We start from the raw sequence: 16707 nt of genomic DNA, 5'->3' as shown, positions 1-16707 counted from the left end.
CACCTAGGCAGACACCATGAGCACCGGACACCACCCCCTGACCACCACTCCCGTCACCACCGGCATCCTGCACGGCGCCCTCGAACTGGAGCGCACCGCGCGAGGCGTCCTGCCGCACCGGCTCCCCGCGTGGGCCCGCGCCCAGAACACCGACCCGCAACTGGCCATGTCGGAGGCCCAGCCCTCCGGCGTACGGCTGGCGTTCCGCACCCGGGCCACCGTCGTCGAACTGGAGACGCTGCCCACCAAGCGCGTCTACGTGGGCGCCCCGCCGCGCCCCGACGGTCTGTACGACCTGCTCGTCGACGGCCGCCCGGCCGGCCGGGCACACGTCACGGGAGGCAACACCCTGACCATCGACATGGCCGCGGGGACCGCCGAGCAGACACCCGGCCCACCCGGCACCCTCCGCTTCGGCGACCTGCCCGAGGGCGAGAAGGACATCGAGATCTGGCTGCCGCACAACGAGGCCACCGAACTCGTCGCCCTGCGCACCGACGCCCCCGTGGAGCCCGTACGCGACCGGGGCCGCCCGGTCTGGCTGCACCACGGCAGCTCGATCAGCCACGGCTCCGACGCCGCGAGCCCCACCACCACCTGGCCCGCGCTCGCCGCCGGCCTCGGCGGCGTGGAGCTGATCAACCTGGGCTTCGGCGGCGGCGCGCTGCTCGACCCGTTCACGGCCCGGACGATGCGGGACACCCCGGCCGACCTGCTCAGCGTCAAGATCGGCATCAACCTCGTCAACGCCGACCTGATGCGTCTGCGCGCCTTCACCCCCGCCGTCCACGGCTTCCTCGACACCGTCCGCGAGGGCCACCCGACGACACCGCTGCTGGTGGTCTCGCCGATCCTGTGCCCGATCCACGAGGACACCCCCGGCCCGAGCGCCCCGGACTTCGCCGGCATGGCCGAAGGGCGGATGAGGTTCCTGGCGTCGGGCGACCCGGCCGAGCGGGCGACCGGAAAGCTGACGCTGAACGTCGTCCGGGACGAGCTGGCCCGGATCGTCGAACAGCGGTCGGCACGGGACCCGAACCTGCACTACCTGGACGGCCGGGAGCTGTACGGGGAGGCGGACTACGCGGAGTTGCCGCTCCCGGACGAACTCCATCCGGACGCCGCGACCCACCGCCGGATGGGAGAACGCTTCGCGGAGCGAGCGTTCACGCCCACCTGTCTGACGCCCTCGGCCCCCTGATCCCACCGCCTCCGCCGAACCGGCGGGGCTCCGCGCCGCACACGGCTCTGCGCGTACATGCGCGCCGTTCGGGTCGCCGTCCGGGTCCATCCGGGTGTGCGGCCGGTCGCGCCTCAGGGGCTGCCCATGGGACATACCGATGATCAGATGCGGTCCCGCGAGGACGGGGCCACAGCATCCTGAGAGGAATCCCCATGCGCCGTAGTCGCGCGCTCCTGACCGCCGCCCTGACCGCCGGTCTCGCAATCACCCCGACGGCCGCGGCCTCCGCCGCCCCCGTCCAGGACAGCCCGTCCGTTCTGAGCTGGGGCGCCGGCCGCACCGGCCAGCTCGGCAACGGGACCAGCGCGGACAGCTCCCGCCCCGTCCCCGTCAAGAACCTCTTCCGCGGTGACGTCGACCGGATCTCCGCGGGCGGCACCGCCTCGTCCGACACCTTCGCGCTCGCCCTGACGAAGAAGAAGGTCAAGTCGTGGGGCAACAACGCCTCCGGCCAGCTCGGCAACGGCAACCGCAAGAGCCAGAGCGCCCCGGCCACCGTGCCGGGCCTGGCCAACATCAAGGACGTCGCCGCCGGTGGTGAGCACGCGCTCGCGATGAACGAGAAGGGCCAGGTGTACTCGTGGGGTGACAACACCTACGGTCAGCTCGGCAACGGCCGCACGGGCGACGCCCGCGCCGTCCCGAACCGCGTCCAGGGCCTGTCCAAGGTCAAGCAGGTCTCGGCCGGCTGCGACTTCAGCCTCGCGCTGCTGGAGAACGGCAAGGTCTACGCCTGGGGCCGCGGCGTCTACGGCGCTCTCGGCAACGGCACCCGCGCCACCGCCTCCACCCCCCGCGTGGTCAAGGGGCTGGAGAACGTCACCGACATCGACGCCGGCTGCCACCACGCGCTGGCGCTGACCGCCGACAGGACCGTCAAGTCCTGGGGCAACAACTCGTCCGGGCAGCTCGGCAACTCCTCCACGAAGTCCGCGCTCGTCCCCGTGGACGTCGACTGGCTCGGCGAGGTGAACGACATCGAGGCGGGCGCCAACCACAACTACGCCATCACCGGCGACGGCATGGTCTGGGGCTGGGGCAACAACAAGAACAACCAGCTCCTCCAGTCCGAGCGCCCGGCCCGCACCAACCCCAACGCCAACCCGTACGCCAACCCGAACAACGCCGACGCCAAGGCGCCGCGGACCAACCGCACGGTTCCCGTCGCGATCCCCCGCCTGGCGGGCGCCGAGCAGATCGCGGCAGGCGCCAACCACGGCATCGCCAAGTTCGGCGACGACGTCGTCACGTGGGGCCACAACAACGAGGGCCAGCTCGGCGACCGCACCACCACGGCGCGTGGCGAGGCCGTCACCACCCTCAACTCCCGGTCGGCGATCCAGAACGTCGCCGCGTCCCTCGGCGGAAACACCAGCTACGTGTACTGATCCACCGGGCACCTGAAGGACGACGGCCCTGTGCGGCGACCGAACGGTCACCGCACAGGGCCGTACACATCGATAGGCCGGCTCAGCCCACCTGCTTCACCTTGATGACCTTGTACTCCTTGCCGCCGATGATCTTCGTCGTCTCGCCGACCTTCTCGAACTGGCCGCCACGCGGGATGAGGACCTCCGACTCCTTGCCCCGGTAGCGGGACAGGGGGTCGATGTTGCGGCCGTTGTCGGTCTCGACTTCGAGCAGGACGTTCTCACCACCGGAGATGTTCTTGTTCTCCGTCTGCTTCAGAGCGCGTTCGGCCTTTGCCGGATCACTGGACGTGCTGAGGTACTCCGGGAACTCGACCGACTCACCCGAGGCGAGCTTCTTGATCATCTCGTCCGACATGAACGTGCCTCGGTAGAACGTCCCCTCGACCCGAGGCAGATGGTCCAGAGCACGGTCCATCTTGTCCTTGAACGGATGGTCCTGGCCCCGGTTCGCCGGATCACGGAGCCACTTGTTGATCTCCGCGGCCTTGGGTCCGGTGTAGTCGGCGATGGTCAGCGCGTCCTCGGCCGTGAAGTCCTTGGTCATCGGATTCTGCTTGGCGATCTTCTCGACCTCCTCCGACCACTCCTTCCGCCCGTCCTTGCCCGGCTTGTAGTCCGGGATGCTGTCCAGGACGTTCATCGGAGTCTTGACCGGGCAGCCCTGGAGGTGCGGCGGCTTCGGCTTCGGCTCGGGCTTCGGCTTGGGTTCCGGCTTCGACTCGGGGTCGGGCTCGGGGTCGTCCGGGATCGGCGGGGGCGGCGGGTCGGTGAGCCCGAGGGCGTTCTGGAGCCTCTCCTCCACCTCCTGGTACGTGTCCATCCCGGGGACAGCTGCGGCGGAGAGCTCGTTCAGCATGCTCATCGGGTCGACCCCGGGAGCCGCGAGCGTGGTGCCCCTGTAGGCGACGGGTGTACCGCCCCCGGCAGCGGCGAGGATGTAGCGCCCGCTGCCGACCGCACCAACGGTCACCTTGCCGCGGTAGGCGACCTGGGTGCCGTCCGGGCACTCTTCCTTGTCTTCCTCTTCCTCTTCCTCTTCCTCTTCCTCTTCTTCCTCTTCGTCCTCGTCCTCGTTACCGCCGTTGCTCCCGCCGTTGTCGGAGCCACCGGGGCCGACTTCGCGGCAGCTCTGCATCATGCCCCAGGGGGCCATGACCGGATTGCACTCGACTTCCGGCTCTTCGTCCTCGTCCTCGTCGTCGTCATCGTCGTCGTCCTGGTCGTCCTCGTTGCCGCCGCTGGAGGAGCTGCCGCTGGAGGAGCTGCCGCCGGACGAACCACCGCTGGAAGAGCCACCACTGGACGAACCGCCCGAGGAACCACCGCTGGAAGAGCCACCACTGGACGAACCGCCCGAGGAACCACCGCTGGAGGAACCACCGCTGGACGAACCGCCTCCAGAGGAGCCGCCACTCGACGAACCACCGCTCGATGAACCGCCGCTGGAAGAACCACCGCTGGACGAGCCACCCGAGGAACTCCCACCGCTGGACGAACCACCGGAGTCGCCACCGCTGTCACCGCCGCCGGAGTTCCCACCGCTGGAAGAACCACCGCTCGACGAACCGCCGGAGCTGCCGCCGGAATCGCCACCGCCATCGGAACCACCGCTGGACGAACCACCGCTAGACGAACCACCGGAGCTTCCGCCGGAGTCACCGCCGCTGTCACCTCCACCGGAGTTCCCACCGTTCGAGGAACTGCCGCCCGAGGAACTGCCGCCCGAGGAACTGCCGCCGGAGGAACTGCCGCCGGAGTCGCCGCCGCTGTCACCCCCGCCGGAGTTCCCGCCACTGCCGGAATCACCGCCGGAGTCACTGCCACCGGAGTCACCGCCGCTGTCACTGCCACCGGAGTCGCCCCCGCTGTCACTGCCACCGTTGTCGCCGCCGCCGGAGTCGCCCCCGCTGTCACCGCCCGAGTCACCCCCGGAGTCACCGCCACCCGAGTTCCCACCGCTGGACGAACCACCGTTGGAGGAACCGCCGCTGGAAACACCGCCGGCCTCACCCTCGTCCTGCCCGACCACACTCGACTCGCAGTCGCCGCCGAGGATCTTGCAGACCTGCGTCTGAAGCCCGTCCGCGACAGTGGTTCCTACGCCGGTCATCATGAGCGCGGCGATGATGAGGGCGACCAGGCCGACCATCCCGACGTACTCGACCGTCGACTGACCGCGATTGCGGCGCCACTTGATCAGGTGCGGAATCGACAGCTTCCCGTCCCGCTTCAGCCGCCGGACCGTCCAGCGGGGCTTCACCGCCCGCTGCTCCGCGGGCAGTTCGAACCAGGCCCGGCTCGCACCCACGCTCACCAAGGCCAACAGCAGCCCCGGCAGCAGAAGTTGGCTGACCCCGCGCGCTGAACCGGCGTACAGATTGGCGACACTGCCCACCAGAAGCCACGCCTGAAGGCCGATCAGGGCGAACCAGACCGCTTTCCCGCCGGTCCACAGCCGCCGCGCAAGGACCACAGCCGCGATCCCCGGTGCCATCGCGTACACCGCTGCCAGACTCAGCGTCGGCGTGACGCGAGTGCCCAGCTCCAGCAGCGAGTTCAGCACACCCACGCCGCCCAGCAGCGTGAGGCCGAACATCAGATACAGGAGAACCCGCGTCGCTGCGAGAGGTCTCGGCAACTCCCAGCGGTGCGGCGGTGCGGCGGCCTGGAGGCCCAGGCTCTTCGAGTCCAGCACGGGAAAACCCTTCCACCAACTGCAAAAGAAGTCCGGCTCCCCCAGCCGCGACGCGTATGCGGCCAAGGTAGGTAGAACCAAGACCCAATCCGAAGGGCCCGAGGACCCACCTCCGGGCCCATGCCGGGCCCGCCGTAACGAAAAAGGCCACCGGGCCGTGGGAATCCCACGACCCGGTGGTCGGTCGGCGCGGCCGGTCTGCGGCCGGCGGCTGTCAGGCCTCTCCCCGCTCCTCCGGCGACTCGTAGTACTCGTTCTCTATGAACTCGCCGGTCCTGCTGCCGTCCGGATTGAGCTTCCAGGCGCCCTTGATGTACTTCGAATCAATTCCGCCGGGGAAGGCTATCTCGTTCTCATTGGGGTGGGGACTGTTCTGCCCGAAGGTCCCGTTGACATCGATTCCACCCGGAGCGTCGATCTCGTAGACGTAGTCCTGGCCGTAGAACGGCTTCGGGTTCTCCTCCGTCGTTGTCGAGACGAACCCGGATTCCTTGTTCTTGTCGACGTAGTTGTACAGATCCATGTTGTTCGGATCCTTCGGCTCGAAGTCGTCCACGAAGACCTCCTCCGGCGGACGGTCGTCGAAGCGGTACAGGGGCTCGTCCGTGGTCCGCCACTTCGTGTTCTTCGGCAGGCCGGACGTGTCAACGTCCTTGACCGCCACTTCCGGATGAGGGTTGGACCTCGGGTCGTCGCAACGGGCCGCGTCAAGACGCAAGCGGTTCAGGTCCTCCGCGCCTGCGTACGTGTCGACGCCGGCCAGGGCGGCCCGAGCCAGCAACTCCGCGAGGTCCGCCGAGGAAGTAGTTTCGGGGGCTGCCAACAGTGTGGTGCCACTGACGACAACGGTCGTACGAGTACCGGCCGAGGCAAGTGTGTAGCGCCCGCTGCCGGCCCCGCCGTTCGGCACGCTGCCGTAGAAGGCTGCCTGGGTGTCCCGGCAGTCGTCCTTGTCCTCGTCTTTGTCCTCGTCGTCTTTGTCGTCGTCCTTCTTCTTCTCCTTGCAACCGGTCAGGCCCCACTGAGACCCGGCGCCGGTGGGATTGCATTCGACCTCGGTGTCGTCGTCTCTGTCCTGGTCGTCTTTGTCGTCGTCCTTCTTGTCCTCGTCGTCTTTGTCGTCGTCCTTCTTCTTCTCCTTGCAACCGGTCAGGCCCCACTGAGACCCGGCGCCGGTGGGATTGCATTCGACCTCGGTGTCGTCGTTGTTGCCACCGCTCGACCCGCCACCGGAGTTGCCACCGCCCGAGTGCCCACCGCCGGAGGATGAACCGCCGCTGCTTCCACCGGAATCACCACCGCCGGAGTTCCCTCCACCGGAGTCGCCGCCGCCGGACGAACCACCGGAGGACGAACCACCCGAGGAACCACCGGACGAACCACCATCACTCCCACCGGAGTCGCTGCCACCGGAGTCGCTGCCGCCCGAATTCCGCCCACCGGAGGACGAACCACCGCTGTCACCGCCGCCGGACGAACCACCGGAGGACGAACCACCCGAGGAACCACCGGACGAACCACCGTCACTCCCACCGGAGTCGCTGCCACCGGAGTCGCTGCCGCCCGAGTTCCCCCCACCGGAGGACGAACCACCGCTGTCACCGCCACCGGAGTCGTCTCCATCGGAGTCACCACCGCTGTCACCACCGCCGGAGTTCCCTCCACCGGAGGGCGAACCACCACTGCTCCCACCGGAGTCACCACCGCCGGAGTCACCACCGCCGGAGTCGCTGCTGCCGGAGTTCCCACCACCAGAGGAACCACCACCGGAGTCGTCTCCATCGGAGTCGCCACCGCCGTTGCTGCCAGCGGAGTCACCACCGCCGCCGTTGTCCCCGCCACCAGACGAACCGCCTTTACTCCCGCCGGAATCACCGCCGGAGTCACCACCGCCGTTGTTCCCACCGCCGGAGTCACCGCCACCGTTGCTCCCGCCACCGGAGTCGCCCCCATCCCCGACGACCGTCGTCGACTCGCAGTCACCGCCAAGGATGTTGCAGACCGCTGTCTGAAGACCGCTCGCGACCTGGGTTCCCACGCCACCGAACAGCAGCGCGCCGATGATGAGGGCGACGAGGCCGATCAGACCGACGTACTCGACCGTGGACTGACCGCGGTTCCGGCGCCACCCGATCAAGCGCGGAATCGACGGAAGCGCCTCGCGCCGCAACCGCTCAAACGTCAAGCGCGGCCTCACCGCGCGCTGTTCAGCCGGTAGTTCGAACCAGGCCCGGCTCGCACCCAGACTGATAAGCGTCAACAAGGCACCCGGCAGCAGCAGTTGACTAAGCCCCCGCGCCGATCCCCCGTACAGATTGACGACGCTGCCGACCAGCAGCCACGCCTGGAGACCGAGCAGGGAGAACCAGACCGCTTTCCCACCGGTCCACAACCGCCGCGCCAGAACCACAGCCGCGATCCCCGGCACCACCGCGTACAACGCCGCCAGACTCAGCGCCGGCGTGATGCGAGTGCCCAGCTCCAGCAGCGAGTTCAGCACACCCACGCCGCCCAGCAGCGTGAGGCCGAACATCAGATACAGGAGAACCCGCGTCGCTGCGAGTGATCTCGGCAACTCCCAGCGGTGCGGCGGTGCGCCCACCGGGAAGGCCAGGCTCGTTGAATCCGACACGGGAAACCCTTCCACCAACTGCCTTTGAAGCCAGGCTCCCCCGAACCAGCCATGACGCGTCTGGCGCCACGGTATGTACGAGCGAGACCCAATCCGAAGGGCCCGAGGACCCACCTCCGGGCCCACGCCGGGGCCGCCGTAACGAAAAAGGCCACCGGGCCGTGGGGGGTTCCCACGGCCCGGTGGGCCGGCAGCCGGTTCCGCTCAGCGGCGGATGTCAGTCCCGCTCGTCCGGTGGCTCGTAGTACTCGTTCTCTATGAACTCACCGGTCCTGGTGCCGTCCGGGTTCAGCTTCCAGGCGCCCTTGATGTACTTCGAGTCGATCCCGCCGGGGAAGGCGATCTCGTTCTCGTTGGGGTGAGGGCTGTTGTTCCCGAAGGTCCCGTTGACATCGATCCCGCCCGGAGCGTCGATCTCGTAGACCCAGTCCTGCCCGTAGAAAGGCTTCGGGTTCTCCTCCGTCGTTGTCGAGACGAACCCGGATTCCGTGTTCTTGTCGACGTAGTTGTACAGATCCATGTTGTCCGGGTTCTTCGGCTCGAAGTCGTCCACGAAGATCTCGTCCGGCGGACGGTCGTCGAAGCGGTACAGAGTCTCGTCCGTCTCGCGCCACTTCGTGTTCTTCGGGAGGCCCGACGTATCCACGTCGGTGACCGCGACCTCGGGATGAGGGTTGTTCGTCGGGTCGGGGAGCGTGCACTCCTCCGGCTCCGGCTGAGGTTCCGGCTCCGGCTCCGGCTCGGGCTCCGGCTCGGGCTCGTCCTCCGGCTCGGGCTCGGGATCGTCCGGGATGGGCGGGGGCGGCAGGTCAGTGAGACCGATGGCAAGGGTGAACCGGTTCTTCACGTCCTGGAACGTGTCGACACCGGCCAGAGAGCTTCCCGACAGCGTCTGCGCCAGGTCCATCGGAGAAGGAGCACTGGGAGCTGCCACGAGCAGGTCGCCACTGGCGACAACGTGCGTACGAGCCCCGGCCGCGGCGAGTATGTAGCGACCGCTGCCGGATCCGCCGGTCACACTTCCGTAGAAGGAAGCGTTCTTGTTGTCCCGGCAGTCTTCGTCATCGTCGTCATCGTCGTCATCGTCGTCGTCGCAGAACGAGATGAGGCGAGGACCGGAACCGGGTGGCGGATGGCCACCAGTGGTCGAGCCACCACCAGATGCAGAGCTCCCACCGCCCGAGGAAGATCCCCCGTCGTCGCAGTCCTCTTCACCGCCGCTGCTGCCACCGCCGGAGTTGTTACCACCGGAGCTGCCGCCGCTGCTGCTGCCGCCGGAGTTGTTACCACCGGACAGGCCGCCACTGACCAGGCCACCGCTGATCAGACCACCGCTGATCAGACCACCGCTGATCAGACCGCCACTGACCAGGCCACCGCTGGAGTTCCCACCGCTGGAGTTTCCACCGCTGTCGGAACCGCCGCTGTCGCCACCGCCGTCAGCACCGCCGCCGGAGTCCGAACCACCGGAGTCGGAGCCGCCACTGTCGCCGCCACCGTCAGCACCACCGGAAGAACCGCCGCTGTCGGAACCACCGGAGTCACCACCGCCATCAGCACCACCGGAAGAACCACCGCTGTCGGAACCTCCGGAATCGCCACCGCCGTCAGCACCGCCGCCGGAGTCCGAACCACCGGAGTCGGAGCCGCCACTGTCGCCACCGCCGTCAGCACCACCGGAAGAACCACCGCTGTCGGAACCACCGGAGTCACCACCACCGTCAGCACCGCCAGAAGAACCACCGCTGTCGGAACCACCGGAATCGCCACCGCCGTCCGCACCACCGCCGCTGTCGGACCCGCCGCTGTCACCACCGCCGGAGCTGTTACCACCGGACGAGCTGCCAGACGCACCCCCGACCGCACCACCGCTGTCCGAACCGCCGGAGTCCGAACCTCCGTCCGCACCGCCAGAGGAACCACCGCTGTCGGAACCACCGGAGTCCGAACCTCCGTCCGCACCGCCAGAAGAACCACCGCTGTCCGAACCACCGGAGTCACTACCGCCGTCAGCACCACCGCCGCTGTCGGAGCCACCGTTGTCGCCGCCACCGGAAGAACCGCCGTTGTCGCCCCCGCCGGAGTCACCCCCGCCGTTGTCGCCGCCACCGTCGTCCCCGACGACCGTCTCGCTCTCGCACTCGCCGCCCAGGACGTTGCACACCGCGTTCTGGAGACCGGTCGCGACCTGGGTACCCACTCCGCTGAAGAGAAGCGTGCCGATGATCAGCGCGACCAGGCCGACCATGCCGACGTACTCGACGGTGGACTGGCCCCGATTCCGCCGCCACGTGATCAGATGCGGAATCGACGGGAACGCCTCGCGGCGCAGCCGCCCAAGCGTCAACGGTGGCCTCTTGGCCCGCTGATCCGTCGGCAGCTCGAACCACGCCCGGCTCGCACCCACACTCAGCAGCGCCAACAACGCGCCCGGAAGCAGCATTTGACTGAGCCCGCGCGTGGAACCCGCGTACAGATTGACGACGCTGCCGATCAGCAGCCACGCCTGGAGCCCGATCAACGCGAACCAGACCGCTTTCCCCCCGGTCCACAACCGCCGCGCCAGCACCACGGCCGCGATCCCCGGCACCACCGCGTACAGCGCGGCCAGAGTCAACGTCGGCGTGATGTGACGGCCGAGATCCAGCATCGAGTCCACCACACCGACGCCGCCCATCAACGTCAGGGCGAATATCAGATACAGCAGAACCCGGGTCACGATCAGCGGTTTCGGCAACTCCCAGCGATGCGCCGGCGGTGCGCCGGCCTGGAGCGCCAGGCCCTTCGAGTCCAACAACGGGAAAACCTTTCAAGCAACGACGTGCATGTCGCCCAGTCCCCCAACCCGGCGCGTATACCGGACACTAGGTACGTACGCACTCCAATTCGAAGGGCCCTCGGACCCACCCCAGGACCCATGCCGGGCCCAAACCGCAGCTCAGCGGCCGTCTTCCCCGGCGAACGACATCGGGTGCCCGAACAGCGCGGCAGCGGCATTGCGCAGGATCGCCGGATGGACGAAGCGGTCCGGATTCGAGGGCGGGCAGTACCAGAAAAGCGGCCAGGTGTCCCCGCTGAGCGCGGGCACCGGGACGTAACTCACGGTGCCGCTGACGGAGTTGAACCGCGTCACCCCAGGCGCCCAGACCCGGTACGCGGTGCTCCCGGCGGGGAGATAGAAGTACACCGCCCGGCACCGATTCGACTCGGTCACGATGGGGCCGGGATCTCCCGCGGTAATGGAGTCCATCATGTCGGCGAGTCGCCGTCCGTCCGCCCCGTCGACGCGCACGGCGTCGAATCGCACACCGGCCTTGCGGAGCTGGAATCCCGTCTTGGGTAGCCAGTCGCGCGATGAACGCTCATTCTCTGTATTCACGCGGACATTCTGCGTAGTCGCCGGTAGCGTTTTCCATGGTGCGACGGGAGCGGTCGGACACCGGTTGACCTGCACGAACTCCCGTTACGTGAGGTCGAATTCAGCGAGGATCAGTTGTGACCGGTTGAGTCCGGTCGAGTCGAAACGGTGATCGCAATGGCGCGAGCAGAGAACAAGGAATCGGCGGGTCCGGCGACGCGATTGGTGGCGGACATCGCGCGCACGATGCGCGTACGGAAGAACCTGACGCAGGAACAACTCGGCGCCGAAATCGGCTTCTCGGCGGCAGCCGTGAGCGCGATGGAGACCTGCGCGCAACCGGCGAGCGACGACATGCTGGTGGCGCTGGAACGGGCGCTGGGTGACGAGATCGGCATCTTCGAGCAGGCGCGGGAGTACGTACGGCTGGACAAGTACCCGGCGCAGTTCAAGAACTATGTGCTGCTGGAGCAGAAGGCGGTGGGCCTGTGTCTGTACGCGACGCTGGTGGTGCACGGCCTGTTCCAGACAGAGGCGTACGCACGGGCGCTGATCGGCGGAGGCTATCCGCCCCTGTCCGAACAGCGGGTGGAGGAATTGGTCGAGGCAAGGATGGCGCGGAAGGCGCTGTTCAACCGGGAGCCGGTGGCGCTCATCGAAGTCATCCTGGAGGAGTCGGTGCTCCGGCGGACGATCGGGAGCCGGGAGGTCATGCGTGACCAGCTTTCGCACTTGGCGGAGTGCGGGAGGCGCCGTAACGTGACACTTCAGGTGCTCCCGCTGGACTGCGGCCTGAGTGCCGAGCACGCGGGAGCACGAGGCGGAATGACCCTGGTGGAGACACCAGAACATGACCATCTGGCCTACCTCGAACCACAGGACGAGAGCCTGCTGATCTCCGACCCCGCAAAGGTGAGCACCTACGCCCAGCGTTATGCGAAGATCCGATCACAGGCCCTGGGTCCTCGTGAATCGCTGGGCCTCATCGAGCGGTTGGCAGGAGAACAGGAATGACCAGCACCTTGCGGTGGTTCAAGTCGAGCTACAGCAGCTCCAGCGGCGGCGAATGCGTCGAGGTCGCCTTCGACTGGCACAAGTCGAGCTACAGCAGTGACAGCGGCGGCGAGTGCGTCGAGGTCGCCACCTGCCCCCACGCCGTCCACCTCCGCGACTCCAAGGTCCACGAAGGCCCCACCTTCGCCGTCGCCCCCGCAGCCTGGGCGGCGTTCCTCACCTGGGCCGAATGACCCGGCCGCGACGGAAAAAACTCTCACGCGTCGCTGAACCGCGCGCACTAGCCTCGTCGCGTGATTGATTACGGGTTCACCGACAAGGCCGGACGGCACGTCACCTTGCGAGAGGTGGACGGCGAGAACTGGCGCGCCGTCGCCGACGTCGCGCCTCTCGACGACCAGCGGAGTTATGTCGCCGCCACGGCGGCCCGCTATCTCCTGCTGTCGATGCGCGAGGACGACTGGAACTCGCTGGCGGTCTGTGCCGACGCCGCGGTCGTCGGTCACGTCATGTGGGGCCGGGACGACGACGGCTCGCACTGGATCGGCGGAATGCTGATCGACGCCGCCGAGCAGGGCAAGGGTGTCGGCCGCGCCCTGCTGCGGACCATGACGGGCTGGCTGGGGGCGCAGGAGGGTTGCTGGGCGATCCGGCTCTCCTGGCATCCGGACAACGTCGTCGCCGGACGGCTCTACGCATCGCTGGGATTCGTGCCCACCGGGGTGGTCGACGGTGACGAGCTGGTCGCCGAGTTGGCGCCGAGTCCGGCCGGCGCTCACTGAGCGATGACCGGACGGTCCGTCGGGCCCGGTCGCACCACCGCGTACCGACCCGGCGCTATCCGGTCCGGTACGCGCGCAGGAAGGTCCGCACTCCCTCGACGACGAGGGGCCGGACACGGTCGTCCTCGGCGGCGTTCGCGGAACCGAGCCTGTCCAGCGCGACGCCGAAGGTCAGCGCGATGAACTGATCGGCCGCGAGCCGGGGGTCGGGGACGTCGAGCAGCCCGGCCTCGGCGAGGGCGGCGAACCGCTCGGCGAGTGCCTCGTCGGGGGTGTCGGCCATGGAGTTGTAGCCCCGGTGGGGCAGGTTGCCGGATTCCGCGCGGACCAGTCGTTGCAGCGTCGCGTACTCCGCCGAGTCGAGCATGTCGGTCGAGATGCGCATCGAGAACGTGACCAGGGCGTCCTCAAGACCGGTGTCCTCGGTGAGGTCGGTGAGGGTGTCGTCGAGGGTGCGCCGGACCGTGGCGATCATCGACTCCCCGACGGCGTCCACGACCGCCCGCAACAGGGTCTGCTTGTCGCCGAAGTAGTCGTAGACCGTCCGCTTGGACACCCCGGCGCGCGCGGCGACCGCGTCCACGCTGGACCGGTCGAAGCCGTCGGCAAGGAACAGTTCGCGGGCCGCCGAGAGGATGGCGGCCCGCTTGTGTGTGGACCCCTCGCGCAGCGTCTTCGTGGTCGGCATGGACTCATCCTAGCGTCCTACACTGCACGGTGTAGTGTAGTTACGGCTCGGCATCGACCCCTTGCCCGCCCCGCCATGACGGAAGGACGTCCATGACCGCAACTCTCACTCCACCGGTCCGCATCGGAAGGGCCGCTGTCTGGTCCCTCGGCATGCTGGCCCTCGCCACCGGCGCCCTGGAATCGGTGGTGACGCCGACGCTCCCGCTCCTGCAACGCGAACTGCGCATGAGCCCGGCCGAAGGCGCGTTACTCAGCATCGTGCTGCTCATCACCGGCGCGCTCATCACGCCGGTCGCGGGCAAGTTCGGTGACCGCTACGGCGGAAAACGGGTCCTGATCCGGCTGATGGCGGTGGTCTGTGCCGGCGGTCTGGTGTCCGCCATGGCGCCCAATCTGCCGGTGCTGCTGCTCGGTCAGATACTTCAGGGGGCGATGGTGGGCGCGCTGCCCCTGTCGTTCATCCTCGTACGCGAACACCTCCCCGCCGGAGAGGCGAAGGTGGCCATCGGGGTGGTCAGCGGGCTGTTCGTCGGGGGCGGGATGGCGGGAACGCTGTCGGCCGGGCCGGTGGCCGAAGGGCTGTCCCGGCACTGGATGTTCGCGCTGCCGACGATCGCGGTCATCGGGTCCACCCTGCTCGTGAACAGGCTGATGCCCCATGATCCGCCCGGTCGTTCGGACGGCTCAGGCGTCGACTGGCCCGGACTGGCCCTGCTGAGCGGGACGCTGGTCACACTCATGCTCGTACTCGCGATGGCGCCCGACCTCCTCTCGCAGCCCCTCGTACTCGCCGCCCTCGTCCTGGTCCTGGCCGCCTTCGTGGCCGGCTGGATCGCCGTCGAGCGCCGTGCGGTCTCGCCGATGGTCGATCTGCGGATGCTGGCCCGGCCCGCCGTGTGGAAGTCGTGCGTGCTGACGTTCGTGATCTGCGTCGGTACCTCGGTGCCGGTCTATCTCGTCCCGCAGCTCTTCGCGGTCTCCGCCGACGAGTACGGCTTCGGGGCCAGTGCCACCGAGATCGGCTTCTTCCTGCTGCCCGGCGCCGTGGCCGCGTCGCTGGCCGGGCCGATCGCCGGGCTCGGGGCGCGGCGTTACGGCTCGCGTGCCGTGGTCACCGCCGGGGTCGTCATCATGGTCGCCGGGCTGATCGCCCTGGCGGCCGTACACACCGAGGTCTGGCACCTCGTCATCGGCAAGATGCTGATCGCGCTCGCCAACGGCCTGTGCGTCACGGCGATGGTGACCAGCACCGCCACATCCGTCGACCAGAGCGACACCGGCATCGCCACCGGCCTGGTCCTGGTGACCCGCGTGCTCGGCTTCGCCGTGGGTGTGCAGGTCAGCGGCGCGATCCTCACCGCCGCGACCCCCGCCGGGTCGGACGTCCCGGCCGAATCGGCCTTCGTCACCGGCTTCGTCATGGCCGCCGTCGTCACGGCGCTGTCCCTGCTCGTCGTCCGGACCATGAGCAAAGGAATCAAGGAATGACCATGACCCGCACCGATCAGTTGAGGAATGTCCGCACGACGCCGAGACCCAAGGTCCTGATATCCGGGGCCAGTATCGCGGGGCCCGCCCTCGCGTTCTGGCTGAACCGCTACGGATACGAGGTCACGGTGGTCGAGAAGGCGGGCGCGCTCCGTGACGGGGGTTACCCGATCGACGTGCGCGGCACCGCACTTGAGGTCGTCCGGCGGATGGGCATCCTGCCGGGGCTGCGGGACGCGCACATCGATCTGCGCCGGCTGACCTTCCTCGACGGGGACGGCGGCGAGATCGCGTCGGTCGACCCGCACACCCTCACCGGCGGTGTCGCGGGACAGGACATCGAGGTGCGGCGCGGGGATCTGACACGCGCTCTGCACACGGCGGTCCGTGACGACGTGGAGTTCCTGTTCGACGACCGCGTCGACACCCTCGACCAGTCCGGCCACGGGGTCGACGTCACCTTCCGCGGGGGCGGCCGGCGTACGTTCGACATGGTGTTCGGCGCGGACGGACTGCACTCACGTACCCGCGCGACGGTCTTCGGCCCAGAGGAGCGGTACCACCGGTATCTCGGCTACTGCTTCGCCGGGTTCACCATGCGCAACACCTTCGGGCTCTCCCACGAGACCGTGCTGTGGAACACCCCGGGCAGGGCCGCGGCCCTCTACGCCGTGGGGGGCGGCGACGACGTGCACGCCTTCCTGAACTTCGCCCGGCCGCGAGCGCCGTTCGACGCGTTCCGGAACCCGGAAGCCCAACGGGACCTGGTCGCCTCGGTCTTCGCCGACGCGGGATGGGAGGTCCCGGGGATGGTCGCCGCCATGCGCGACGCGGACGACCTGTTCTTCGACACGGTCAGCCAGATCCGGATGCCACGCTGGTCGGCCGGCAGGGTCGCGCTGGTGGGCGACGCCGCGTACGCGCCCTCGTTCCTCACCGGACAGGGCTCAAGCCTCGCGCTCGTCGGCGCGTACATGCTCGCCGCTTCCCTGGCCGACCGGGACCACGCCGCGGGCTTCGCCGCGTACGAACACAGCACCCGTCACTTCGTGACCGTGAACCAGGACCAGGTCGGCGAGGGCGACGCCGCGCTCTTCCCGGCCACCGCACAGGCCCTGGAGCGGCGCAACGAGATGCTGCGCGCACTGGGCGGCGCCGTGCCCGCCCCCGGGGGACGACCGGCCCATTCCGCCCTCACGCTGCCGGAACCGATGGCTCTGCGACGCGCGTGAGACGCCCATGAGATGAGTCAGGGCACGCGCGCCGACGGGCCCCGCCCCCGGAGGCCGGGGGCGGGGCCCGTCGGTGCGGCTCACTTGCCGGAGTTCAGGCCCACACACAGGACCAGCACGCACAGCTCCGACGAGTCGTC

At 68.6% G+C, this 16707-nt stretch carries 12 protein-coding genes; 7 read left to right on the top strand and 5 right to left on the bottom strand.

Annotation, left to right across the window (positions count from 1 at the left end; translation table 11 throughout):
• The first annotated feature begins 16 nt into the window (after positions 1-16).
• Together GXP76_RS25310 and GXP76_RS25305 are read left to right on the top strand one after the other, a co-directional pair.
• Complete coding sequence (locus GXP76_RS25310) at positions 17-1201, top strand: GDSL-type esterase/lipase family protein (protein WP_242573905.1); 1185 nt, start codon at positions 17-19, stop codon at positions 1199-1201.
• A gap of 194 nt (positions 1202-1395) precedes the next feature.
• Positions 1396-2631: a sialidase gene (locus tag GXP76_RS25305; RefSeq protein ID WP_242573904.1), complete on the top strand. Its 1236-nt coding sequence runs from the start codon at positions 1396-1398 to the stop codon at positions 2629-2631.
• 82 nt (positions 2632-2713) lie between these two features.
• Here GXP76_RS25305 and GXP76_RS25300 read toward each other — a convergent pair whose 3' ends face one another.
• The 4 genes from GXP76_RS25300 to GXP76_RS25285 all read right to left on the bottom strand — a co-directional run bounded on the left by GXP76_RS25300 (position 2714) and on the right by GXP76_RS25285 (position 11382).
• Positions 2714-5371 (bottom strand): ADP-ribosyltransferase, encoded by a 2658-nt coding sequence (locus tag GXP76_RS25300; protein ID WP_242573903.1) that lies wholly within the window; start codon positions 5369-5371, stop codon positions 2714-2716.
• Positions 5372-5585: 214 nt separating this feature from the next.
• Positions 5586-8003, bottom strand: coding sequence for an enterotoxin A family protein (locus GXP76_RS25295; protein ID WP_242573902.1), 2418 nt, complete (start codon positions 8001-8003; stop codon positions 5586-5588).
• Between the two features lie 217 nt (positions 8004-8220).
• The gene (locus GXP76_RS25290; protein ID WP_242573901.1) at positions 8221-10797 is read right to left on the bottom strand and encodes an enterotoxin A family protein; all 2577 of its coding nucleotides are present in this window, start codon (positions 10795-10797) and stop codon (positions 8221-8223) included.
• Between the two features lie 144 nt (positions 10798-10941).
• Positions 10942-11382 (bottom strand): hypothetical protein, encoded by a 441-nt coding sequence (locus tag GXP76_RS25285; protein ID WP_242573900.1) that lies wholly within the window; start codon positions 11380-11382, stop codon positions 10942-10944.
• 156 nt (positions 11383-11538) lie between these two features.
• Here GXP76_RS25285 and GXP76_RS25280 point away from each other — a divergent pair, with 156 nt between their 5' ends.
• From GXP76_RS25280 to GXP76_RS25270, 3 genes are read left to right on the top strand one after another with little or no spacing between them, the layout of a single operon-like run.
• Positions 11539-12375, top strand: a complete 837-nt coding sequence (locus tag GXP76_RS25280; RefSeq protein WP_242573906.1) for a helix-turn-helix transcriptional regulator — start codon at positions 11539-11541, stop codon at positions 12373-12375.
• Positions 12372-12608, top strand: a complete 237-nt coding sequence (locus GXP76_RS25275; RefSeq protein ID WP_242573899.1) for a DUF397 domain-containing protein — start codon at positions 12372-12374, stop codon at positions 12606-12608. Before GXP76_RS25280 ends, GXP76_RS25275 begins: the two co-directional genes overlap by 4 nt.
• A 60-nt stretch (positions 12609-12668) precedes the next feature.
• Positions 12669-13157, top strand: a complete 489-nt coding sequence (locus tag GXP76_RS25270) for an N-acetyltransferase (RefSeq protein WP_242573898.1) — start codon at positions 12669-12671, stop codon at positions 13155-13157.
• A 55-nt stretch (positions 13158-13212) separates the two neighbouring features.
• Here the strand turns inward: GXP76_RS25270 and GXP76_RS25265 are convergent, their stop codons facing one another.
• Positions 13213-13845, bottom strand: a complete 633-nt coding sequence (locus GXP76_RS25265) for a TetR/AcrR family transcriptional regulator (protein WP_242573897.1) — start codon at positions 13843-13845, stop codon at positions 13213-13215.
• Between the two features lie 92 nt (positions 13846-13937).
• Between GXP76_RS25265 and GXP76_RS25260 the strand changes: the two genes are divergently transcribed.
• Positions 13938-15335: an MFS transporter gene (locus GXP76_RS25260; RefSeq protein ID WP_242573896.1), complete on the top strand. Its 1398-nt coding sequence runs from the start codon at positions 13938-13940 to the stop codon at positions 15333-15335.
• 2 nt (positions 15336-15337) lie between these two features.
• Positions 15338-16567, top strand: coding sequence for an FAD-dependent monooxygenase (locus GXP76_RS25255; protein ID WP_242573895.1), 1230 nt, complete (start codon positions 15338-15340; stop codon positions 16565-16567).
• Positions 16568-16707: the final 140 nt, after the last annotated feature.

The sequence above is a fragment of the Streptomyces sp. NP-1717 genome (genome assembly GCF_022695985.1).
GTDB lineage: Bacteria > Actinomycetota > Actinomycetes > Streptomycetales > Streptomycetaceae > Streptomyces.
The sequence above is the reverse complement of the archived record's forward strand: the minus strand, read 5'-3'. Positions and strand labels throughout refer to the sequence as shown.